The 22,603-nt window shown below is 43.8% G+C and carries 25 protein-coding genes; 18 read left to right on the forward strand and 7 right to left on the reverse strand.

All coding sequences use genetic code 11. The annotated features are described in order from the left end of the window. Positions 1-30: 30 nt before the first annotated feature. The 9 genes from FTV14_RS03625 to FTV14_RS03665 all read left to right on the forward strand — a co-directional run bounded on the left by FTV14_RS03625 (position 31) and on the right by FTV14_RS03665 (position 8,707). Positions 31-276 carry a SlyX family protein gene (locus tag FTV14_RS03625; protein WP_004781873.1) on the forward strand — a complete coding sequence of 82 codons (246 nt, stop codon included), beginning with the start codon at positions 31-33 and terminating at the stop codon, positions 274-276. Between the two features lie 225 nt (positions 277-501). After that, positions 502-1,503 (forward strand): hypothetical protein, encoded by a 1,002-nt coding sequence (locus tag FTV14_RS03630; RefSeq protein ID WP_004781874.1) that lies wholly within the window; start codon positions 502-504, stop codon positions 1,501-1,503. A 37-nt stretch (positions 1,504-1,540) separates the two neighbouring features. Then, on the forward strand, positions 1,541-2,479 hold the full coding sequence (locus FTV14_RS03635) for a PIN domain-containing protein (protein ID WP_257219749.1): 939 nt from the start codon (positions 1,541-1,543) through the stop codon (positions 2,477-2,479). A 71-nt stretch (positions 2,480-2,550) separates the two neighbouring features. Beyond that, positions 2,551-3,000: an ammonium transporter gene (locus tag FTV14_RS03640; RefSeq protein WP_004781877.1), complete on the forward strand. Its 450-nt coding sequence runs from the start codon at positions 2,551-2,553 to the stop codon at positions 2,998-3,000. Between the two features lie 31 nt (positions 3,001-3,031). Next, a complete protein-coding gene (topA, locus tag FTV14_RS03645; protein WP_180053354.1) occupies positions 3,032-5,674 on the forward strand; it encodes a type I DNA topoisomerase in 2,643 nt (880 codons plus the stop codon). 124 nt (positions 5,675-5,798) lie between these two features. Then, positions 5,799-5,996: a hypothetical protein gene (locus FTV14_RS03650; protein WP_180053355.1), complete on the forward strand. Its 198-nt coding sequence runs from the start codon at positions 5,799-5,801 to the stop codon at positions 5,994-5,996. A 32-nt stretch (positions 5,997-6,028) separates the two neighbouring features. Further along, positions 6,029-6,787 (forward strand): hypothetical protein, encoded by a 759-nt coding sequence (locus tag FTV14_RS03655; protein ID WP_180053356.1) that lies wholly within the window; start codon positions 6,029-6,031, stop codon positions 6,785-6,787. A 131-nt stretch (positions 6,788-6,918) separates the two neighbouring features. Beyond that, entirely contained in the window at positions 6,919-7,491 is a 573-nt protein-coding gene (locus FTV14_RS03660; protein WP_180053357.1) for an HdeD family acid-resistance protein, read from the forward strand. A gap of 73 nt (positions 7,492-7,564) precedes the next feature. Then, positions 7,565-8,707 (forward strand): glycerate kinase, encoded by a 1,143-nt coding sequence (locus tag FTV14_RS03665; RefSeq protein WP_180053358.1) that lies wholly within the window; start codon positions 7,565-7,567, stop codon positions 8,705-8,707. 25 nt (positions 8,708-8,732) lie between these two features. Here FTV14_RS03665 and FTV14_RS03670 read toward each other — a convergent pair whose 3' ends face one another. After that, complete coding sequence (locus FTV14_RS03670) at positions 8,733-9,869, reverse strand: S41 family peptidase (protein WP_179993117.1); 1,137 nt, start codon at positions 9,867-9,869, stop codon at positions 8,733-8,735. A gap of 223 nt (positions 9,870-10,092) precedes the next feature. Here FTV14_RS03670 and FTV14_RS03675 point away from each other — a divergent pair, with 223 nt between their 5' ends. From FTV14_RS03675 to FTV14_RS03690, 4 genes are all read left to right on the forward strand, one after another. Continuing rightward, complete coding sequence (locus FTV14_RS03675) at positions 10,093-12,081, forward strand: ATP-dependent helicase (RefSeq protein ID WP_180053359.1); 1,989 nt, start codon at positions 10,093-10,095, stop codon at positions 12,079-12,081. Between the two features lie 83 nt (positions 12,082-12,164). Then, positions 12,165-12,416, forward strand: coding sequence for an RNA-binding protein (locus tag FTV14_RS03680; protein ID WP_004781890.1), 252 nt, complete (start codon positions 12,165-12,167; stop codon positions 12,414-12,416). 209 nt (positions 12,417-12,625) lie between these two features. Continuing rightward, positions 12,626-13,129 (forward strand): DUF6586 family protein, encoded by a 504-nt coding sequence (locus FTV14_RS03685; protein ID WP_159123620.1) that lies wholly within the window; start codon positions 12,626-12,628, stop codon positions 13,127-13,129. A 104-nt stretch (positions 13,130-13,233) separates the two neighbouring features. After that, on the forward strand, positions 13,234-13,512 hold the full coding sequence (locus tag FTV14_RS03690; RefSeq protein ID WP_004781893.1) for a hypothetical protein: 279 nt from the start codon (positions 13,234-13,236) through the stop codon (positions 13,510-13,512). 203 nt (positions 13,513-13,715) lie between these two features. On the opposite strand, the gene FTV14_RS03695 is transcribed toward FTV14_RS03690, so the two are convergent. The 4 genes from FTV14_RS03695 to FTV14_RS03710 all read right to left on the reverse strand — a co-directional run bounded on the left by FTV14_RS03695 (position 13,716) and on the right by FTV14_RS03710 (position 17,619). Continuing rightward, the gene (locus tag FTV14_RS03695) at positions 13,716-15,443 is read right to left on the reverse strand and encodes a cation:proton antiporter (RefSeq protein WP_180053360.1); all 1,728 of its coding nucleotides are present in this window, start codon (positions 15,441-15,443) and stop codon (positions 13,716-13,718) included. A 153-nt stretch (positions 15,444-15,596) separates the two neighbouring features. After that, a complete protein-coding gene (gene rpmG, locus FTV14_RS03700; protein WP_001205031.1) occupies positions 15,597-15,752 on the reverse strand; it encodes a 50S ribosomal protein L33 in 156 nt (51 codons plus the stop codon). 16 nt (positions 15,753-15,768) lie between these two features. After that, positions 15,769-16,005 (reverse strand): 50S ribosomal protein L28, encoded by a 237-nt coding sequence (gene rpmB, locus FTV14_RS03705; protein ID WP_000048256.1) that lies wholly within the window; start codon positions 16,003-16,005, stop codon positions 15,769-15,771. Between the two features lie 165 nt (positions 16,006-16,170). Then, positions 16,171-17,619 carry a coniferyl aldehyde dehydrogenase gene (locus tag FTV14_RS03710; protein WP_180053361.1) on the reverse strand — a complete coding sequence of 483 codons (1,449 nt, stop codon included), beginning with the start codon at positions 17,617-17,619 and terminating at the stop codon, positions 16,171-16,173. Positions 17,620-17,734: 115 nt separating this feature from the next. On the opposite strand from FTV14_RS03710, the gene FTV14_RS03715 reads away from it, so the two are divergent. From FTV14_RS03715 to FTV14_RS03735, 5 genes are all read left to right on the forward strand, one after another. Continuing rightward, positions 17,735-18,454 carry a TetR/AcrR family transcriptional regulator gene (locus FTV14_RS03715; protein WP_034580311.1) on the forward strand — a complete coding sequence of 240 codons (720 nt, stop codon included), beginning with the start codon at positions 17,735-17,737 and terminating at the stop codon, positions 18,452-18,454. 61 nt (positions 18,455-18,515) lie between these two features. Beyond that, positions 18,516-19,382, forward strand: a complete 867-nt coding sequence (gene purU / locus FTV14_RS03720; protein WP_004781900.1) for a formyltetrahydrofolate deformylase — start codon at positions 18,516-18,518, stop codon at positions 19,380-19,382. 193 nt (positions 19,383-19,575) lie between these two features. Then, a complete protein-coding gene (locus FTV14_RS03725) occupies positions 19,576-20,355 on the forward strand; it encodes a TonB-dependent receptor (protein ID WP_180053362.1) in 780 nt (259 codons plus the stop codon). Positions 20,356-20,380: 25 nt separating this feature from the next. After that, on the forward strand, positions 20,381-21,004 hold the full coding sequence (locus FTV14_RS03730) for a MotA/TolQ/ExbB proton channel family protein (RefSeq protein ID WP_034702346.1): 624 nt from the start codon (positions 20,381-20,383) through the stop codon (positions 21,002-21,004). Next, positions 21,004-21,408, forward strand: a complete 405-nt coding sequence (locus FTV14_RS03735; RefSeq protein WP_004781905.1) for a biopolymer transporter ExbD — start codon at positions 21,004-21,006, stop codon at positions 21,406-21,408. Before FTV14_RS03730 ends, FTV14_RS03735 begins: the two co-directional genes overlap by 1 nt. A gap of 89 nt (positions 21,409-21,497) precedes the next feature. Here the strand turns inward: FTV14_RS03735 and msrA are convergent, their stop codons facing one another. Both msrA and FTV14_RS03745 read right to left on the reverse strand, forming a co-directional pair. Next, positions 21,498-22,022 (reverse strand): peptide-methionine (S)-S-oxide reductase MsrA, encoded by a 525-nt coding sequence (msrA, locus tag FTV14_RS03740; RefSeq protein ID WP_004781907.1) that lies wholly within the window; start codon positions 22,020-22,022, stop codon positions 21,498-21,500. Positions 22,023-22,120: 98 nt separating this feature from the next. Further along, positions 22,121-22,582, reverse strand: a complete 462-nt coding sequence (locus FTV14_RS03745) for an META domain-containing protein (RefSeq protein ID WP_180053363.1) — start codon at positions 22,580-22,582, stop codon at positions 22,121-22,123. Between the last annotated feature and the right edge of the window lie 21 nt (positions 22,583-22,603).

A 22,603-nucleotide genomic window follows, 5' to 3' on the forward strand; every position in this document is an offset into this window, starting at 1 on the left:
GTTTCCTGAAATCCCAAATGAGGACTTAAAATGACTAAACAACAAAATCTAAATGATCAGGCGTCATTTTCCGCACCCATTGAAGATTTGCAAGTGCGAATTGCATTTTTAGATGATTTAGTTGAACAGCTGAATCAGCAGGTCACTCGCCAGAATCTGGAAATTGCCGATTTAAAAAAACAAATGCAGTTGTTATATCAACGTGTTGAGTCTGCAGATTTGTCCGAAGGGATTGATGCTTTTGATCCGGTCACCAACCGTCCACCGCATTATTAATTTACAAATAATTTTTAAAAAGAAAACAAAAAGAAAGCCCTCCAGTCGTGAGGGTTTTCTTTTAAGCAGGTGAAGCTCGATAAACCTAAACCAAGTCGCCACTTTTACTTCGTCCAAGATGATCTTTAAAATCTAAATATCGTCATGGAAGGAGGAAACTATTTGACCTTTCACACACTTCCTACTCTAATAGTATTTTTCTAGCTCAGTTTTTAATCTTGCCTTATGCGCCAAAAAGTTGTCCTTCTTGATCTCGAAAATAACTTTCCTACAGCCAAACTGTTACGTGACATTGTTGAACATTATCCGACCTTGTATTTGTTTAACTGTGCCGGAAAATTCGAGTTTGCTCTAGAAGAACTGACTGAGTTGGCGAGCTGGATCAGCAGTGGACAAATTATCATTCTGGATGTCCCGGAAGCAGAGCATAAGGAATATGAATATGCCGTGATTGTGGGCCAGTTGATGGCTTTGCTGGAAGCAGATACTCAGGTCGAGCTGATCTCTGCGATGGATAGCAGTGAAATGCTAATGCAGATGCTACAGGCTTCAGATATTGATTGCAGCCTGATTCAGGTGTTGCCAGAGGATGCATCAACAGAGACTCAAGATAAACCCAAAATCCAGTTGCCAAGTATTGAAGCCATTAAAGCTAAACCGGCTTTGCAGCTGGTGAAAAAATATTGTGATGCGCTCGGCAAGATGAGTGGTAAACCGACCACGCTCGAAACCTTAAAAAATTCTGTCACCAATATTCTGCAAGTTTTACCAGGCAAAGCCCAGCATGTAGTTGGCATGCTGATTAATCTGAAAATAGTCAAACGTTATGACGAGCAAATCAGTTTCCGTAAAAAAGTGCTGAAACAGTGGGTGCAGCTGGATCTCAATGAACATGTACCCATTGAAAAACCAGCTTTGAATCAGGTGATCTCGAAGCTTAATCCTGAAGAGCCTGTTGTTGAACCTGCTCAATCTCTAATCCAGTCTGCCCAGCAAGGCCTGTTCAAAAACTTTAATAAAATTGATCCGGTACAGCTCGAAGTTGCACGCAAGCTGCGCGAATTACAGGGAAATAAGCCTAAAGATATTTATGAATTACGTGATTTGCTCGAGCAGTTATTTCCAAAATCCGATGTCCGTCTTTTACTTAAAGAGTTGATTGAAAAAGGATATATTTATTGGAATGGTCACGAAGTGTTATATAGTCATGAGATGTTTCTAAATTAGAATAATCTCATGAGGGCATATGAAAAAAATACTTTTATTGGATATTGAAAACTTACCTAAAACTGAAACAGAGCTCCTTCAATATCTTGCCCAATATCAATATGTTTATCTGGTCTATGCCAAAACGCCCATGGGGTTTAGTCTGGATGGTGTCGTCAGGCTTGCACCTGCAATCAGTGCAGGAAAACTAAAAGTCCTGAAGATGCCTAAAATAGGTAAAGACGCTGCTGATTTTGGCCTATGTTTTATTGCTGGACAGCTTTCTACCCAATATAAAAGCTCTGAAGTTTGCTTCGAGATTATGTCGAATGACTTTTCTATGGAATATGTGGCGGACTTACTTAAAATTGCGAAATTTCAGGCTAAAGTTATTTCAGCTAAACCATTAGTCAATCCAAATATTGCTCAGCAAATAAAAGCAGAAATAGACATTCAAAAGCTGATTTTTCAATACTGCTCCAATTTAGTGAGAAGTAACTTTTCTAAGCCTGCAAAAGTAGAAACTTTAATCAACTCGCTTAAAGCCAATTTAAAAGTGGAAGAAAAATATGCTCAGCTTTTAGTAGATGAATTAATTAGAATAAAAATTATTAAAAATCAGTCTGGTAAGCTTCAATATCAGACTGCAGCAATTGAAAAATTTTATAAACAGCATTTAGCTACCGTCGAAACCGTCGAAACCGTCGAAACCGTCGAAACCGTCGAAACCGTCGAAACCGTCGAAACCGTCGAAACCGTCGAAACTCAAGATGAAGTGACTGAAAGAAAATTAAGTCATTTACGTCTGCGCCTGATGCCTTATCTCAATGTTTTTGCAGAACGTCGGCCTAAATTTATTGCCAGTTTCGAGGCGTTACTAGAGCGATGCGTGCCTAAGGAAGAGGTACGAGAATCACTCGATTTACTCATCAAACATCAGCTAATACAGTTAAATAAACGGGAAATTATTTATAGTCCGCAGCTGCTGGGAAATTAAATTTATCCAGCGGTGCTTGCCTTTTATAGCGGGCTTATGCAAATCTAATATAAGAACATAAAGGTTGAACTATGGAAAATACCGGAATCTGGGTGGCAGTTGTCATCATCGTTTTCGTACTGGGGTCTATTTTTGGTCTGCGTGTGAGTCCTAGAGAAAAGGCATTAGGACTCATGCGTGATAAAGCCCGCAAGATGGGCTTACATCCACGTCTGGTGGTTGCGCCGGACTGGACCAATATTCCCAAGGCGACTGAAAGTCGTGCCAGTATGGTGGCCTATTACAGTGTGCTGCTTCCAGATGCCCGTTTACCGCTGATGCGTGCCCGCGTGGTTGATAACAAACTTGAACTGGTGCATGGGGATGACAAATTTAAAGATTTTCCCATTGCATTAAAGGGCATTTATGCTATTGATATGCAGGCAAACTGTGTAGGACTCTATTGGGATGAAGAATCTGATCTTAGAGCCACACAACTTGATGACATCAAGGCACTATTACATTCTTTGGCTGAACTTTAATTTTAGAAATAAACAGGATTAAACGGTTAATATGGCGAACGCTCCTCGGTCCACATCAAAAAGCAGCACGGCGAAGTCTTCCGACGCTGGAAGTAAACGTGCCTTGGTGATTGTGGAGTCGCCTGCAAAAGCGAAAACAATCAACAAGTATCTCGGTTCAAACTACATCGTGAAATCCTCGGTGGGTCATGTGCGTGACTTGCCGACGGGCGGCTCTGCGAAAACTGCAGAGAAAAAACCGGTGACCCGAACCAAGCTGACTGAAGCAGAAAAAGCGGAAAAATCACAGCAGGCGTTGATTAACCGGATGGGTGTCGATCCAGAACATGACTGGAAAGCCAAATATGAAGTCCTTCCGGGCAAGGAAGGCGTAGTCGCTGAACTGAAAAAACTGGCATCGCAAGTCGATGAAGTGTATCTCGCAACGGATTTGGACCGTGAAGGGGAAGCGATTGCCTGGCATTTAAAAGAAGTGATCGGCGGCGATGATTCACGCTATCAACGTGTGGTCTTTAACGAAATTACCAAAAATGCCATTCAGGAAGCGTTTAAACAGCCCTCACGTCTAGATACCAATAAGGTCAATGCCCAGCAGGCACGCCGTTTCCTGGATCGTGTCGTCGGCTTCATGATTTCGCCACTGCTATGGGAAAAAATTGCCCGTGGTCTGTCTGCGGGGCGTGTACAGTCTGTCGCTGTAAAGCTGGTCGTGGAACGCGAACGTGAAATTCGTAAGTTCATTCCTGAAGAATACTGGCAGGTTTTTGCAGATACCAAATCCAAGAAAGATGATATTCGTCTGGAAGCGGTCAAGCAAAATGGCAAGACTTTAAAGCTGCATAATAAAGCTGAAACAGATGCTTTACTGAATCTGATTAAAGACGCTGAATATAAAGTTATTAGCCGTGAAGATAAGCCGACCAAGGTGAATCCAAGCGCGCCGTATATCACGTCTACCTTGCAACAGGCCGCAAGTACCCGTCTAGGTTTCTCGGTGAAGAAAACCATGATGCTGGCACAGCGCCTGTATGAAGCTGGTTTCATTACCTATATGCGTACTGACTCCACCTTCCTGAGTGATGATGCAGTCAATATGGTGCGTGGTCATATCGAGTCTGAATATGGCGAGAAATATCTGCCAGCCAAGCCGAACCGTTATGGTAATAAAGCTGGTGCGCAGGAAGCCCATGAGGCCATTCGTCCATCCAATGTGGCATTGAAAGGCGATAGTCTGGCTGGAGTGGAACGTGATGCACAGCGTCTGTATGACCTGATCTGGCGTCAATTTGTAGCTTGTCAGATGACACCAGCAGAATATTTATCATCGACTATTTTAGTGGATGCGAATGGTGTTGAACTGAAAGCCAAAGGTCGTACTCTGGTATTTGATGGTTTCACCAAAGTTCGTGGCCAGAACAAATCTGATGATGATGTACTGTTGCCTGCTGTGAAAGTTGGTGAAGTGCTGAAGCTGGAAAAACTAGATCCATCTCAACATTTTACCAAACCACCGGCACGTTTTACTGAAGCATCTTTAGTCAAAGAGCTTGAGAAAAAAGGTATTGGTCGTCCTTCGACTTATGCTGCCATTATCTCGACCATTCAGGATCGTGGTTACGTAAAACTGGAGAACCGTCGTCTCTTTGCTGAGAAGATGGGTGAGATCGTCACCGATCGTCTGGATGAAAGCTTCAATAACCTGATGAACTATGACTTTACTGCAGACCTTGAAGGTCAGCTGGATAAAGTGGCAGATGGTGAGCGTAACTGGAAAGATCTGTTAGATAGCTTCTATGGTGACTTCAAAAAACGTCTGACCAATGCTCAGGGTGAAAACGGCATGCGCCGCAATCAGCCTGTCGAAGTTGAAGCAGTCCATTGTAAAGAATGTGACCGTCCGATGCAGATCCGTACCGGTACAACAGGCGTATTCCTGGGCTGTTCGGGTTATAACTTGCCACCGAAAGAACGTTGTAAAGGTACATTGAACCTGACTCCGGTTGAATCTCTGGCTGCACTGTCTGATGATGATGCAGCAGAAACTGCTGACCTGATGTCGAAAAAACGTTGTCCAGTCTGTGGCACTGCAATGGACAGCTATGTGATTGATGGCGGCCGTAAACTGCATATCTGTGGTAATAACCCGGACTGTACAGGTTATGAGCTGGAAGAAGGCGAATTCAAGATTAAGGGTTATGATGGCCCAACCATTCCATGTGATAAATGTGATGGTGAAATGCAGCTGAAAACTGGCCGTTTTGGTCCATATTTTGCCTGCACCAGTTGTGAGAATACCCGTAAAGTCCTGAAGAATGGTCAACCTGCGCCTCCACGTGTTGATCCGATCAAGATGGAACACCTGCGTTCAACCAAGCATGACGATTTCTTTGTTCTGCGTGATGGCGCAGCCGGTCTGTTCCTGGCAGCCAGCAAGTTCCCGAAAGTCCGTGAAACTCGTGCACCGAAGGTGGCAGAGCTGCGTACTGTGGCGGATCAGCTGGATCCAAAATATCAGTTTATTCTGCAGGCGCCAGATGTGGATCCTGAAGGAAATCCAGCCTTGGTGAAATTCAGCCGTAAGAACCAGTCTCAATACATTGGTTCAGAAACCCCTGAAGGCAAGCAAACCAAATGGTCGCTGGTTTATCAGGATGGCAAATGGGTTGAAGCCTAAGCTATAAGACATCAAGAAAATGCTGACGAAAGTCGGCATTTTTTTATGACTAAGTATTTTTGATCAAGATAATTCTAGGATATTCTAGGCGTTAAATAATAAAAGATTAAAATAGGAATCATGCATGACTTGGTTAGATAAATTCCTGTTCTTAAGTATCGGATTAGGATCTATCCTCTATTTCATGCTTGAAAAGATTAATGAAATGGGCATTCCTATGGATCGAGGGATAATGATTATTCTGGTGATTATTATGTCACTGGTTACTTTGAGCTGTGTTTTATATCTGCGCTCTGAAGATCAAAAAACGAAACAAAAATAAAATTTAAATTAACTCTCTATTGGCGTGTTCATATGTGGAAAAAGATCCGAATCCTGATTTTATTGATGATTTTGTTTGTGGTGGCAGTAAATGCTTATCGAGATCAGAATCAGGACTGGAACAAACCAATCTTTGTTCTGTTGCATCCGATCAATGCAGATGGATTGGCGACCACACAGCAATATATCCAGCAATTGTCTGCTCAGGATCTAAAAGGAACACAAGAATATCTGGAAAAAGCGGCCCAGCAGTACCGTGGACAGCCCACTTATTTTTATTTTAATCTGGGGCGTGAACTTAAAGAATTGCCGCCTAAAGTGCCGGAGCAGGCCTCACTCATCGATACCGTTTTATGGAGTTTGAAATTCCGTTTTTATGCCTGGAAACAGCATCAAAGTACTGATGGTTCACCTAGTGTGACTTTATATTTAAATTATTATGATCCTGCACAAACCAAGCAATTAAGGCATTCAACTGCCTTGCAAAAAGGCCGGATTGGATCAGTCAATTTATTTGCCTCCAAAAAACAGGCTGAACAGAATAAAATTGTCTTGGTACATGAGTTGCTGCATGCTTTTGGGGCCTCGGACAAATATGATTTAGCGACAGGACAGCCGCTTTATCCGGTGGGTTATGCATTTCCAGATCAGCAACCTTTGTTTCCGCAAGCCAAAGCAGAGCTGATGGCAGGTCATATTCCCACTTCTCAAACGACCAGCAAAATGCCAGATGCTTTAGAGCAGACATTAATTAATGCGATCACAGCCATTGAACTTGGGTGGAAAGAATAACAACCTCCTTGTCACTGACCCCATAGCTGTTGCCAGCTTGAAGTCATGACATGAAAGTTGCATTTTTTATACAGTATGGTCAATTAAATCGCTTAAGATAAATTAAACGAACAGCATCAAGAAGAATAAAAATGAAAACAGTAGGTAATGACCTTGTATTCGATTCCTTACATCGAAACCGGAAATGGTATCTGCTCTTTGGTATCTTGCTGGTTATTTTTGGTTTGATCTTATTGGCGACCTTACCTGTGGCAACCTTATCTGCAGTATTTATATTTGGCGTGCTGATGATGGTCGGTGGGGTCTTACATATTATCGCATCCTTCAAGATTTTTGAGGGCGGTATGCGCTGGTTCTGGGCCTTATTTGGCCTGCTGTATTTAGTCGCCGGATATTTTGCTTTTACCACACCCGTGCAAACCGCGATCGTTCTAACCAATGTTCTGGCCATTATCCTGATTATTGCAGGAGTCATCCGCTTAATAAATGCCTTTGTATTCCGGCCAATGGCGGGATGGGGCTGGATCCTGTTTTCCGGCATACTGACTCTCCTGGCCGGAATCATGATCTTGCGGACACCAGATGCTCCGTTCTGGGTGTTGGGCTTGTTTCTAGCCGTTGATATTTTATTTCAGGGTATTAACTACCTGATGCTTGCTTCCTATGTTCGCCGTGAGGTTCCGAAAAGTTCATCTAAGGTTTAATCCTTTGTTTTAAGAGCATTATATACACTCTTTTTGATACTGTAGAGATACCAAAAAGAGTGATCGTCGCTATATGTCAAAAATCTTTGTTCTTGCACCAGATGCCTTTAAAGAAAGTATGAGTGCTCAACAGGCATGTGGAGCAATGCAGCGGGGTATCCAGAAAGTCATTCCGGATGCCTGTATCATACAGGTACCGATGGCTGATGGTGGTGAAGGAGCTGTCGATGCGCTAATTTCAAGCCTAAGGGGACAGCAAATTCCATGTGAAGTGACCGGGCCACTGTTTGAGCAACGTATTCATACCTATTGGGGTTTAATGGACGCAGGTCAAACCGCCGTGATTGAAATGGCCAAGGCCAATGGCATTCATTTATTACCACCTTCACAGCGTAATCCGATGTTCACGTCAACCTATGGCACAGGAGAGATGATTAAACAGGCATTGGATCTGGGAGTGAAAAAAATCATCATTGGGCTGGGTGGCAGTATTACCAATGATGCTGGTGCAGGGATGGCTCAGGCACTGGGCGTGCGGTTTTTAAATCATGTAGGTGAGCCAATTCAGGTCTGTGGTGGAAACTTAGATCTGGTCAAATCAATGGATTTATCTGGACTGGATCCACGTTTAGCAGATACTGAAATAATCATTGCATCAGATGTCAATAATCCGCTGTGTGGACCACATGGTGCATCGATAATCTTTGGCCCACAGAAAGGGGCAATGTCGGAAATGGTCAAGCAGCTGGATCAAAACCTTGGTCATTTTGCCGATGTAGCCGCTAGGCAGATTGGCCATGATCATCGTCATGTTGCAGGTGCGGGTGCAGCCGGTGGACTGGGTTTTGGTTTAATGGCATTCACCGCTGCCTCTATTCGTTCCGGGGTGGAACTGATGATTGAACAGGTTCAATTGAGCGAGAAAATAGCTCAGGCAGATTATGTCCTGACTGGTGAAGGTAAAATTGATTTTCAAACCAAATTCGGTAAAACACCATTTGGGGTGGCACAAGTGGCCAAACAATTGAATAAACCTGTGATTGCTTTTGCGGGTCTAGTCGGTGAAGGAATTGAGGATCTGTTTGAATCAGGATTTAGCCAGATTATTGGTAATAATCCACCAGATTGTCCTTTAGAAGAAGCCTTAAAAAATGCAGAAGTAAATCTGCAATTAGCAGTTTCGAAAGTTTGTGCTGATTTGGATTTAGTACAATAGGTTTAAAAGCTAGACATCATAGTCATTATAGACCTTGTTCTAAATAACGCTGTGCAAGTTGAATTTCGGCACTATATTCAGCTTGGTTTTGTGGTTTTGGTAGTTTGATGGCTGGCGGGATGCCAACGCCGTCAATTTCTTTACCTGCAGGGCGGTGAATATAGGTTGATGCATAGTAAATTTGAAGTTGCTTGGAAGGCGAGGTCTTTTCCATCACATTTGAGGCATCAAGAGCGCCATAGGTTGGCCGCCCCATCGTGACCACACGAGGATTTTGCTGCGCAGTTAATACAAATTGTTCGCATGAGCTACCGCAATTTTTATCGATCAAGATTACCACCTTTTGCGGTGTTGCTAAAATATCTTTGCTTGTAACCACCTCTTGCGATTCTTTGTATGAACTCATACTGACCCATTGATTTTGCTGTTCACGCATTTTTTTAATTGTTTTATTGAGATGAGTCAGTGAATCTTCATCTGTTAAAAAGCTTTTGTATGCTTCCCATCCGTCAATATTGGTAGAGGAGGCATAAATTTGTGGAGAGGTATTCCAGTACTTCGCTTCCCCTAAAATCTTATATAATACTTCAGCTGTTTGGTCACTGCCGCCATCATTGTTACGCAAGTCAATAATCAAATACGGTGCTTTTAAAAGATTATCTTGATTACTGGATACCACCTGCTGAATTTTTTCATACAGAGCATAGTCAAAAGATAAAATGGTTAGTAAGGTGGTGGAATCAGATAGTTTTTTTGTGGTAACTCTCTCAGCTTTATTTTCTGTTATCACTTCAATTGGTACTTGCGTGTCTGAAGATTGCTGTTGTGCTGCTTGTGCATCTGGATGAATACTAATACCTAAATGACCATTTCGAATGGATTTCATGAAAGGTCGAATAATTTTTTGACACTCCACAACGGTTTTTACACCCTGAAGTTTTTCTTTTTGTTGATTGAAAATCTGTTGAATCTGTTCAGGGTAGGTGGTCCATCTTTTGGCAATAATCCCTGCATCATTTTCAAGGATGAGGTGGGCGGTATATTCAAGGTCTTTTAAGCAGACTTCGGGTGTCATTTCTATAGAAACTGTTTCTGCATGTAAATTTGAATACATGCCAAAGCTCATGATCAAAGCGCTGAGTGTTTTATAGGTTGTATGCAAGTTGCAGCATCCTTGTTTTTATTAAAAAATACGAGATTTATTGAGCAATTTTTATACCAATATTTAACTTATAAAATCAAATGTAAAACATCAACTTAGTTGTATTTAAATGCATGAAACAAAAAAAGAGTTCTACAATAAATCAAAAGGAAAATAACAGCAGAACACCCAGAATCTAGCCTGCTCTGTTAAACTATCTTTCTCCCTAGTACATTGAGACACTATGAGTTTAGCCTCCCTGATAGATGAATTAAATCCGCAACAAAAGCAAGCTGCGACAACAGAAGCAAAGCACAGTTTGGTTTTGGCTGGGGCAGGCTGTGGCAAGACCAAGACCATCGTGGCACGTGCAGCTTACTTGATTGAACAGGGCGTACCAGCGAATCAAATTCAGATTCTGACCTTTACACGTCGTGCGGCGAGTGAAATCGTGGCACGGGTGGAACTGGCACTCGGTGAACAGGCCAAAGGCTTACGTGCATCAACGTTTCATACCTTCTGTATGTATCTGCTGCGCCGGATTCCAAAGGCTTTTGGACTGGAACAGTTTTCGATTATTGATCGTGATGATCAGCTGATGATGTTCCGCCTGATTCGCGGTCGTGATGACAAGAAGAACCCCAATCATTTGCCTAAGCCTCAGGAATTATGTGATTTGTATTCCTTTGCTCGGAACACCCGGCAGAAACTGAGTCTGGCTTTGGAAAAGCAGATGCCAGAATATCTGGCACTCAAAGACCAGATTGCCGACATTATGAAGGAATATGAAGCGCGTAAGTGTGCGCGTAGCTTTCTGGATTATGATGATATCCTCGCTGTGGTGGCGACTGCTTTGGCACAGTCTGAAGGGCTAGTGGAATATGTGTCCTCAATTTGTCGGCATATGCTGGTGGATGAAATGCAGGATACTAATCCATTGCAATGGGCATTGCTGGAACCGCTAAAAGATCAGATCAGTCTGTTTTGTGTTGGCGATGATGCACAGTCGATTTATGGTTTCCGTGGTGCTGATTTTGAAAATATTCACCATTTCAAGGAACGGGTACCGGATGCAAAAATTTTTAAACTAGAAAAGAATTACCGCTCAACTCAGGAAATTCTGGATCTATCTAACTGGCTGCTGGATCAGTCCGAAATCAAATATGACAAGCGTCTGGATGCGCATCGTGGTGAAGGTATCAAGCCAAAGATGCACATTTTCCCGAACGAGTTTGATGAAGCGAAATGGATCGCGATTGATATTAAAGAGCGCCATTATATGCAAGGCAGCAAATGGTCCGATCATATGGTGCTGGTACGTTCCAGTTATGCAGCGCGACATATTGAAGCAGCCTGCATCGCGGCCAATGTTCCGTATCGATTCATCGGCGGGATGAAACTGTTAGAAACTGCACATGTGAAAGATCTGCTCAGCCTGTTGCGTGTGGTGGCGAATCCTCTGGATGATATTGCCTGGATGCGTTTTTTAACGTTGTGGAATGGTGTGGGTGATGTCGGGGCGAGTAAGCTGTCTCAGCAGCTTTTAGCTGAGCCAGAGATGGATATCATTGCCGACAAGCTAGAAAAATTTGGCAAGATTCCACTGGAAACCATTCTGATTATGAAGCAAATGGCGGTACTCAAAACCGAAGTACAGGCCTGTGTTGGTCTGGCAGTCCAAGCCATTGAAGCACAACTGGCCGAGAACTATAAAAAAGACTGGAATCGCCGTCAGGGAGATTTTGAATTGGTAAAACAGCTGGCTTCCAAGCATGCTCAAGTGAGTGAGTTTCTGGAAGAGTATGTGCTTGATCCGGTCTCTATTTCCGAAATTGAACGCCAGTCGGATACGGATGTGGTGACCCTCATTACCATTCACTCGGCCAAGGGTACGGAACAGAAAGTCTGTTATGTGGCTAATGTTACGCCGGGACAATATCCGCATGCACGGGCGCAAGGGGATTTTGATGATGTCGAGGAAGAGCGGCGTGTATTGTATGTGGCGCTGACTCGTGCACAGAATGAACTGATTCTGACCAAGCAAAACCTGAATCACTGGGCGCGTGAAACGGTAGATGAGCAGGGGCGTAAAATTGAAAGCTATTTTCTCAATGATTTGACCCGCAATTTATGTGTCACAGAAACTCATTACAAAACCCGTCAACAGACTGTGAAAAGTGCTTTAATTGAGCGCCAGTCGATTAATTTAGATTTTGGGATTGATCTCGATTAAACTATCCCTTCTGGGTTTGACGCAAAAAGTAGAGTAGGCACGTGCTTTTTGATTATTTTTGCCTATCTTCTTAAGGTTATCCGATGAAAATTTTAGTTCGTAACTTGGCGCGCACTGTAACAGAAGCTGAATTGCTGACCCTGTTTCAGCAATATGGTACTGTTGAGTCTTGTACGCTGGTCATGGATGCAGAAACAGGCAAGTCTAAAGGTTTTGCCTTTGTAGAAATGCCACATGGCCGTGAAGCTGTTAAAGCGATTAAAGGTTTAAATACACTGCGCCTGCATGGTCAGGGGATTCGTGTGAAGCAAGCTGAAGAAAAGCCACAGGCTTAAATAACAGCTGATAAAAAAGAGCATGTATGATGCTCTTTTTTTTGCCTTTAAAAAGGCCTAGATTTTTACTGAAGGGTTAATATCAGCAGTCTGAAGTATCAAGATCATGCAGAATAGATCGACAGCGTAGACAATCTTGCATTGCGTAATGCGAGCGGACGTTTTACTTTATAAGAGCCAAAATTTGTTTTAATGCTTAGGAAATCTCGATGACACGAGTTGCTCGCTATCATGCGGACCGTACCAATCAAAAACTTTATTTCGCCCGTATGGCCTGTCAGCAGGCTGAACAGACTGATCATGTGCAGCAGGCACAAGCTCATCGTGAAGCTGCCGTATTCCATCTGCATGGGGCGCTGCTGGCCTTTTTGCAGGAACTGGTACGCTATTACCGTCTGAATGACCTGAGCCCGACGCTGAAATCGATTGAAGAGCTTATGGCGGCTAAGGGGCAGGTATCACCTGAAGTGACCGTATTACAGCATTTATCCAAAGATGGTTTTCTTGCTGAACTGAAACGTGCTTACCGTCTCTGCCAATATGCGCCAGAGCCAAGTTCGCCACAACCCGAAGACGAAACTTCTTCAAATCTCATCATTAAAGTCACACAGACACCACAAGCCTGGTTACCTGATACTGCTATATTACGAGAATGGCATCGTGACCTGACGCAGCTTATTGATGGTTTTCGTAATGAGATGGTTGAATTTTAATCTGATCAGCTGTACTTGAAATTGCGATTATTAACCCTATATCAATTACTCTAATGATGCAAAGTGCAATCGCTCTTTGCCACCATGTTGAACATGGAGGATATATGTCTATAGAACAGTTGAAAGATTTATTTGGTAATCAAGACGCGATTCTGGAACTCGTTCAACTTGAAGGTGGCGCGTTGGCATTACGTAATGCGGGCTCAAAAAAACAGCCATTAGTCATGATTCAGTTTAATGACGAGGTGAAAGCTCTGTTGGGTGATCAAACGCCTGTGATTGCACAACACATGATTCAGGCTGCTTTATATGGTTTGCTGGAACAGCAGGTCAATGAATGGCAAGCTGAAGTTGTGGATGAAGAGCCCAAATATATGAGCTAAATTGCCTACCCTGGCGAGCAGGAAAGCACACTTGAAGTGTGCTTTTTTTGTGTTTATAAAATGAAAAAAATAGAGAATAAGAGAAAAAAATTAAGTCTATTAAACAGAAAAGTAATCTGAAATTTTATGGTTTGCCGATGTGATAAATTCCAGTCCAATCAATAAAAAAAGAAGTTGTCAATTTTGACAACTTCTTTAAGAAATTAGCCTGAATAATGCGTAGGTGGATGGTTATGCGCAATTTCGATCTGGTTCAAAATATGATTGCTCATATTTCTCGCCATTTCCTCTTTGGCATAGTACACCTCGCCAATATTGTCACGGCGAATCACTTCAGCTTCTTCCTTGCTTTCCGCACACAGCAGGATCTGAATAGCAGGGTTTAGGGTCTTGGCAATATCCACGATTTTATGGATATCAATAATATCCATCGGTGAGATCACCAATAGACGTGCATGCTGAATGTGAGCCTGAATCAACACACCGGGTTCAGTTGCGACACCAGAAACTGCCGCAATGCCTTTTTTACGCAAGTTCTCTACGATCTCACGGTTTTCTTCGGCAATGACTACCTTAATATCTTGCTCCATTAGAGATAAGGTAATTCGACGACCGACTTCACCATGACCCACAATCACCACCTGATCGCGCAGATAGTCCTGTGAGACTTCATCCGGTAGCATCGCAAGCGGATCACCACTACGCTCTAATAAGCGTGCTAGAGACGAACGTTCGCGAATCCATTTTTGTACCGGTTCTACTGCTGAGAAAATAAACGAGTTCAGGGTAATCGAAATCAGGGCACCCGCTAGAATCAGGTTTTGCCCATCGAGTGACAATAGATTTAGCGATACACCAAGTGCGGCCAGAATAAAAGAGAATTCACCGATTTGTGCCAGAGATGCACCGACGGTGAGTGCCGTATTGATTGGGTAGCGGAAGAACAGCACCAGTGCCATCGCTGCGATGGTTTTACCAATCATGATAATACCGAGCACCGCCAACACATGAAGTGGCTGATCCATCAGGATACGCGGATCAAACAGCATACCGACGGACACAAAGAACAGAATCGAGAAGATTTCACGCAGCGGTAAGGTTTCTTCTTCGGCACGGTGGCTGAAGTCAGACTCTTTCACTACCATCCCGGCAAAGAACGCACCGAGTGCCATGGATACGCCAAAGACCTTATAAGCCCCAAAGGCAATCGATACGGCTGCAGCTACGACGGTTAAGGTAAATAGCTCACGTGAGCCTAAACGTGCCACCACCTGCATGATCATTGGCACTAAACGTTTACCAATAATCAGCATGAAAGCAATAAAGCCGGCTACTTTGAGCAAGGTAATGCCTAAGGTGATCCAGACATTCTGATTGCTACTACTGCCTTCCAGTGCCTGACCACCGAGAAGTACTGCAGTTGCGGGTAATAATACCAGTGCCAGAACCATAACCAGATCTTCAACCAGAAGCCAGCCGACTGCAATTTTCCCGTTAATGGATTCGAGCAGGCCACGATCACCCAGGGCTTTGAGAAGCACGACGGTACTGGCACAGGACAGGCTTAAGCCAAAGATCAGGGCAGAGCCAAAATTCCAGCCCCAGAGCATGGAGACCCCGACCCCGAGCAGTGTCGCGACTGCAATCTGCAAGACTGCACCCGGCAAGGCAATACGCCTGACCTGCATCAGGTCATTCAGAGAAAAGTGCATCCCGACACCAAACATCAGGAACATGACGCCAAGTTCGGCCAGCTGGTTCGCCAGATGCACATCTCCAACCACGCCTGGGGTGTTCGGGCTAATCAGAATCCCGGCAACCAGATAACCAATCAGTGGGGGAAGGCGTAGACGTGCAGCGATATAGCCAAAAACCAGGGCTAAGCCAAAACCGACAGCTAACAGGATAATGAGCTCTACGTCATGTGGCACTAAACACTCCTTTAAAATAAATTTTATGAAATTTCAGTTTTTTATGGGAAATAAGCACAGAAAATGCCAGAAGAAACAGAAAGTTTATCAAGCCGCATAAAAAAAATGCAAAAAAAAACGACCGGGAAGGTCGCTTTTTTCAAAAAACTAAAATTATTTGATTTTAGCTTCTTTGAAGATTACGTGTTGACGGATTTTTGGATCAAATTTTTTGATTTCCATTTTTTCCGGCATAGTACGTTTGTTCTTAGTAGTGGTATAGAAATAACCTGTACCAGCTGAAGAAACTAAGCGAATCTTATCACGCATTGTCCTGACTCCTTACTTAGATCTTTTGACCTTGAGCACGAAGGTCAGCAACAACCTTTTCAATGCCCAATTTGTCGATAATACGCATACCTTTAGTGGTTAAACGAAGACGTACAAAACGTTTTTCGCTTTCTAACCAGAAACGGTGGTGGTGCAGGTTCGGCTCGAACCGGCGCTTAGTTTTGTTGTTGGCGTGTGAGACGTTGTTACCAACGACTGGACGCTTGCCGGTAACTTGGCAAACCTTAGACATGGTGTAACTCCATTGATTTAGCCAACAGCAAATCTGTATGGCCAGTCAAAAATAAACGGATTGAATTCATTCAAGGGGCGTTTTATATCAAAAATGCGCTTAAAAGACAAGCGATTTTGTCTAAAACGAAGCATGAGCCCGTGTGATAGCTCATGCCTTGATCATTTATCGAAGAAGTGTCTTCGAAATCAGCTTATGGATCGGCTTATTAAACGGAGGCAGAATGTATTTCAAGCTATACAGCTTAGGATTCGACATTACAGACCGTTCATGCGACAAACTGAAGAAGCCTTCTGGCCCATGATATTTACCCATACCGGAAGCACCGACACCACCAAATGGCAGGTCATCCTGTGCGACATGGGTTAATACAGTGTTTTGCCCGAAATGCCCTGAATGGGTACGCTGTGCGACATAATCAGCACGCGCCTGATCAAAGTCGAAATAGTATAATGCAAGTGGACGCGGACGGCTATTAATAAAGTCGATAACGTCGTCAATTTGATCATATTCCATGATCGGCAGGAGCGGCCCAAAGATTTCATGCTGCATGATCTGCATGCTTGGCATAACATTGGTCACGATGGTCGGTACAATTTTACGCAGGTCTGCTGGCGATTCATTACGTGGATTGATTTCAATAATCTGCGCGCCTTGCTCACGGGCATCATCCAGATAACCTTGCAAACGATTGTACTGCTTGTCATTGATAATCGAGGTGTAATCCTGATTATGGTTGATGTCCGGATACATGCTTTCGACACAGGCTTTAAAATGATCGATAAACTCGGCAGTTTTGCCACGCGGCAGGAACATATAATCCGGTGCCACGCAGGTTTGGCCCGCATTCCAGAGCTTGCCCACGGCAATACGCTGAGCTACATCACGCAGGTCAATGGATGGATGCACTAGTACAGGGGATTTGCCACCCAGTTCCAGAATCACAGGTACCAGATTTTCCGCAGCTGCTGCCATCACGGTTTTACCCACAGCCGTTGAGCCGGTAAAAATCATCTTGTCAAAAGCCAGTCGGCAGAAGGCATCAGATACCGTACCGCCACCATTCACCACGGCAACCAGTTCTTTAGGAAAGGCTTCAGCTAAGGCTTTTTCCAGTACCTTGCCAAAAGCAGCCGATGAACTGGAAATTTTGATCATGGCATGGTTGCCCGCAGCTAACGCACAGATCAGAGGACCAATGGATAATAATAAAGGGTAGTTCCACGGTGCGATGATGCCGATCATGCCCAGAGGTTGATACTGTACCCAGGCTTTTGCCGGCTGGTGAATAATACCGACATGACGCTTGGATGGTTTCATCCAGCTGGTCAGGTTTTTGCTGTAATATTTAATATGTTCAAGACAAGTCAGTAACTCGCCAATTTTGGTTTCTCCGACAGAGCGGTTACCATAGTCCTGATTAATTGCATCGGCAAATTGATCTTGATACTTAACTAAGATACGCTTAAGCCGAGCTAAACGATCGATACGTTCCTTTGCAGTCGGCAGTGGGTAGCGTAAGTAGGCGTGTTTTTGTTGAGCCAGAATTTCATTGAGGTGCTGGCTATCAAGAAAATGTGGTGTCATTGAAGTTGTTTTTGTGTGACTGTTCATGCCGCACTACCATTATTCAAAATCGATTAATTAATTTTTAGAGCAAATACTCTAATTAGTCAAGTTACTTTGTGTGTTAGCCTTACTAATGCATGAACTGAATGGTTATTTTAGGATGTCCCAAACCAAAACGTTAAAAACCAAAGAGCGTATCTTACAGCTCAGCTTGCAGTTGTTTAATGAACGTGGCGAACGATCTGTAACCACCAACCATATTGCTGCTGAACTCGGCATGAGTCCGGGTAACCTGTATTATCACTTCCGTAATAAAAATGAAATTATCAAGGAACTGATGGAGCAGTATCAGCATCAGACGCTGGAAATGCTGGCACTTCCGGAAGATCGTGCTCTGGATGCCAATGACAAGATTCATTATTTTCAGGTACTAAGCAGTCAGCTTTGGGCTTATCGTTTTCTGCACCGTGATGTATACCATCTGGTAGAAAATAACGAAGATTTCCGCAAGCTTTATCCTCGTTTTGCCGGACAGGTTATGCAGCAGGGACAAAAAATTTATAAAGCCTTCGTAAATGCCGGCCTGATGGAAATGACCGATTCAGAAATTGAAGCGCTGATCATTAACCTCTGGATCGTGCTGACCAACTGGACCAACTTCCTGTATATGTCGGGTCATATTACCGATTCCAACACTCTGGAAGAAAAATGGGTCTGGCAGGCACTGCGTCAGATGGTGTTCCTGGAAGGTGCTTATCTGCGTGGTGAAAGCCGTCAGACGTATGAAAGCTTACTTAACTCGTTCGGTTCTTCAGAGCTGTTTGCCAGTCTGTCGTCGCCTAAACCGCCTGAATCTGAACAAACTATTCAGAATATCTAAGAAACGCGTTAGAATACTCGGCTTATTTTTTTAATTTAACTAATTAGTGACCTTAACCAACATGAATATGACGACTGCTAATACCGCACGTTTATTGATTACTTGTGAAGACAAGCCAGGCATCGTGCAGGCTGTTTCAAGCTTCTTGTATCATCAGGGTGCCAACATTACGGCGCTTGATCAATACGCGACAGCAGCGCAGGGCGGACGTTACTTCATGCGTGTTGAGTTTGAACTGGACAATCTGCAAAGCCGTAAAGAAAGCCTGTTGCAGACTTTTGCTGGCAATGTTGCAGAGCGCTATGGCATGCACTGGCGTCTGGCACTGGTCAGTGATGTGAAGAAGGTCGGTATTCTGGTTTCTAAAGTCGACCATGCATTGCTTGAACTGCTATGGCGTCATGCACGCGGCGGTCTGCCATGTGAAATCACTAAAGTAGTATCGAACCACGAGACTCTACGTGAATCAGTAGAAAACTTTGGTATTCCGTTTGAAGTGGTTCCGGTGACCAAAGAGAACAAACGTGAAGCCTATGCACAGATTGATGAACTGATGCAGGGTAACGATCTGCTGGTATTAGCCCGTTATATGCAGATTCTCGATGAAGAGTTCGTAAGTAAATGGGAAATGAAAGTGATCAATATTCACCATTCATTCCTGCCAGCGTTCGTGGGTGCCAATCCTTACAAACAGGCTTATGACAAAGGTGTAAAACTGATCGGTGCAACTGCACACTATGTGACAGCCGATCTGGATCAGGGTCCAATCATCGAGCAGGATGTGGAGCGTGTGAACCATGACTTTACTGTGGAACAGCTGCGTGAACTGGGTCAGGACGTTGAACGTAATGTGCTGGCACGTGCAGTGAGATGGCATCTGGAAGACCGTGTGATTGTCGACGGCAATAAAACTGTCGTGTTCCAATAAGCGCTTGCATCTCTGTTTAAAAAAGGCATACTTTAAGTATGCCTTTTTTGTTTGAAACAAAAATAATGGAGAAAAGTAGGATTAGTAGTTGCAAATGAAAACACTTCTCATTTATTATTGGCGTACTTTAATTGTGCTAACCGATGAGCTTGATAGTTTGTTTCGCATCATCTCTTCGAGGTAAATAGATTTAATGAGTCAAGTTGCTGCTCCCATGACACCACCACCGTCAAATCAGATGAAAAAGAAAGTCGTTTCTATTCTGGCGGCGGTTCTGGTTGGACACGTGGGTCTCTTATGGGCAGTCAGCCAGATGGAAGCACCTGAACTGAAACAGGTCGATAAAGAACCTTTAAAAAAGGTTCGTTTCGTCAAACTTCAGGAAGCCCCAAAACCTTTACCACCGAAGCCAAAGCCGCCAGAGCCTAAACAAGAGCCACCAAAGCCGAAAGAAGTTAAAATTGTAGAAAAACCGCTGCCACCGCCACCCAAAAAAGTAGAAAAAATTGAGCAGGTGAAAAAAGCAGAAACGCCTAAACCTGTTACTGCACCGCCAGTTGAGGCCAAACCGGCACCAAGTCCAGTGGTTCCTGCGGTTGTGACTGAAACTAAAAAAGTGGCACCTGCGCCTGCACCGGTTGCGCCACCAGCACCTGTCGCACCGCCGGCTCCACCTGCACCGCCAGCACCGAAAAGTGTTGCAATTGGCGGCGGCGTATCGTGGCAGCGTGCACCAAAAGTGTCGCTCTCGGCAGGAGAATTAAAATCAGCCTGTTCATTAGTGGTGGATGTATCTGCAAATGAGCAGGGGAAAGTGGTCTCTGCGACCGCACGAAATTCGAGTTGTAGTCCGGCCGTTACGCGCAAAGTTGAATCAGCGGTACGTCGTGCACAACTGACCAAATATGTTGAAAATGGTGTGGCTTATCCAACCCGAGTGGAACAGCCTTTCGATTTTCAGATTACCAAATAACGGCTAACCCATTAGGAGTTCGAATATGAACTTTTCAGTTTATTGGCAACACGCTGATGCAGTCAGTAAAACACTGTATTTCGTGTTATTGGCAATGTCGATTGCGACATGGACCATTTTTGTGCTGCGTTTGATGGGCACTCGCCAACTTAAACAGATTGCCTATGCTCAATTATCTAAAGCATTAGGACAATTGAAAAATAAAATGACTCCTTTGGCATTTGAACAACGTAAAGCTGTAGCTGAGCAGGCTTTATTGCGTCAGATCGCATTAGAAAAAGGTAATGCGGAAAAAGGTGTATCTGTCTTGGGTACCATCGCTTCAATTTCACCCTTTGTCGGTCTGTTCGGTACAGTATGGGGGATCTTCCACGCACTGGTTGCCGTGGGTAAGAGCGGTCAGGCAGGTCTGGCACAAGTAGCCACTCCCGTGGGTGAAGCGCTGATCATGACCGGTCTGGGTCTGGCTGTGGCGATTCCTGCAGTACTTGCATATAACATCTGTGTACGTGTCAACCGTACTTTAAGCAATGAACTGCAAGACCATGCGCATAGCTTATTGATTGATACCATGTTGCAGCAGGACTCTTCTGCAAAGAAGGCTGATGCGAAAGTAACACAAGACAGTTTAGTTGGAGGTCAAGCTTAATGGCTTTTCAATTGGGTGAAGACAACGATACAGGCATGAATGAGATGAATCTCATTCCCCTGATCGACATTATGTTGGTATTGATGATCATCTTTCTGGTGACAGCGACCGTTGCGAACCCATCAATTCCATTAACCTTGCCGCAAACCACTGCAGAAATTATTGACCTGCCACCTGAAAATGTCACCATCAGCATCAATGCCAAAGGTGATGTAGCGTGGAATGGTGATGTACTGACCCTGGATCAACTTGAAACCCGTTTCAATGAGGCGAGCCAGGCACAGCGTCAACCGACCATCGTATTGAAAGCAGATAAAGAATCACGTTATGACACCGTTGCTCAAGTGATGTCACGCGCGAGTGGAGCCGGACTCAGCGATATTGCCTTTGCAACTGATAACTAATTTTTTACTCTCAATGAAAAAAGCGACTGATCTCAGTCGCTTTTTTATTACCTTAATTTAAGAGGGCATTTGATCAAGCCGCATCCAGATTAATGAGTTTTGAGCAGCGTCATAAACTTATGTTGTAATTTGTTCAGCTTGGGCGGAATCGCGAAATTACAGTAGCCCTGATTCGGATTCTTGGCAAAGAAATTCTGGTGATATTCTTCAGCAGGGTAGAAAGTCGGTGCAGGGCTAAGTTCAGTCACAATATTCAATCCTTCAGCTTTCAATGAGTCTATTGTGAGCTGTGCAGTTTCTTTCTGCTCATCATTAAAATAATAAATCACAGAACGATACTGCGTGCCGACATCATTGCCCTGACGGTTTAATGTCGTTGGATCATGGGTTGCGAAAAAGACTTCGAGCAACTGACTATACGTAATCTGATTTTCATCGAAATCGATCAGGATCACTTCGGCATGATTGGTATCACCGCCGCAGACTTGCTCATAGGTCGGATTAGGATTTTGTCCACCCGCATAGCCGCTGACGACCTTCTGTACGCCCTGAAGCTGTAAAAATACTGCTTCGGTACACCAAAAGCATCCACCACCAAATAGTGCTTGTTGCATGGTTAAGTCCTCATCATTGTAGAGTGCTGATTATTGAATGTTCATATGAGTATGAAAGATATAAAGCCTGCACGACACAGGTTTTTTGTAGTCAAAACTTAGCGAGGCTGTACTGCACTTTCTAACTGAATGAGTAAATTGCCATGACGGTCCATTAATTTCAGGGTTTTACCATAGACCTGATAATGAGTCACTTTGCTCAGTGCCTCCTTAAATTTCTGATCCAGACCTGCATTATCCAGACAAGCCATTTCGGTACTCGCCATCTGGCTTAAGTTAAGGGTGTCTTTGCCGGCAGTGTAGCTGCCCATTATACGGTTACAGCCATCTGCGCCAGACACGCGTTGAGTCGCTGCATCGAATTGCAGACTTGGAATATTGCGTGTTATCGGTGTTGTAGTAATTTCGGTATTACCAATCTGGTTCACAATCCAGGTGCGATTTTGCAGGAGCTGTAAATTATTTTCAGTTTTGACTGATGAAGTACTCGGTACGGTTTCACAACCTGATATAGCAAAGACTGAACCTAAAATCATGATTGCTGTTAATTTTTTTAGCATGAGAGAGACTCTAATTCTGAG

This window comes from Acinetobacter sp. YH12236 (assembly GCF_013417645.1).
GTDB lineage: Bacteria > Pseudomonadota > Gammaproteobacteria > Pseudomonadales > Moraxellaceae > Acinetobacter.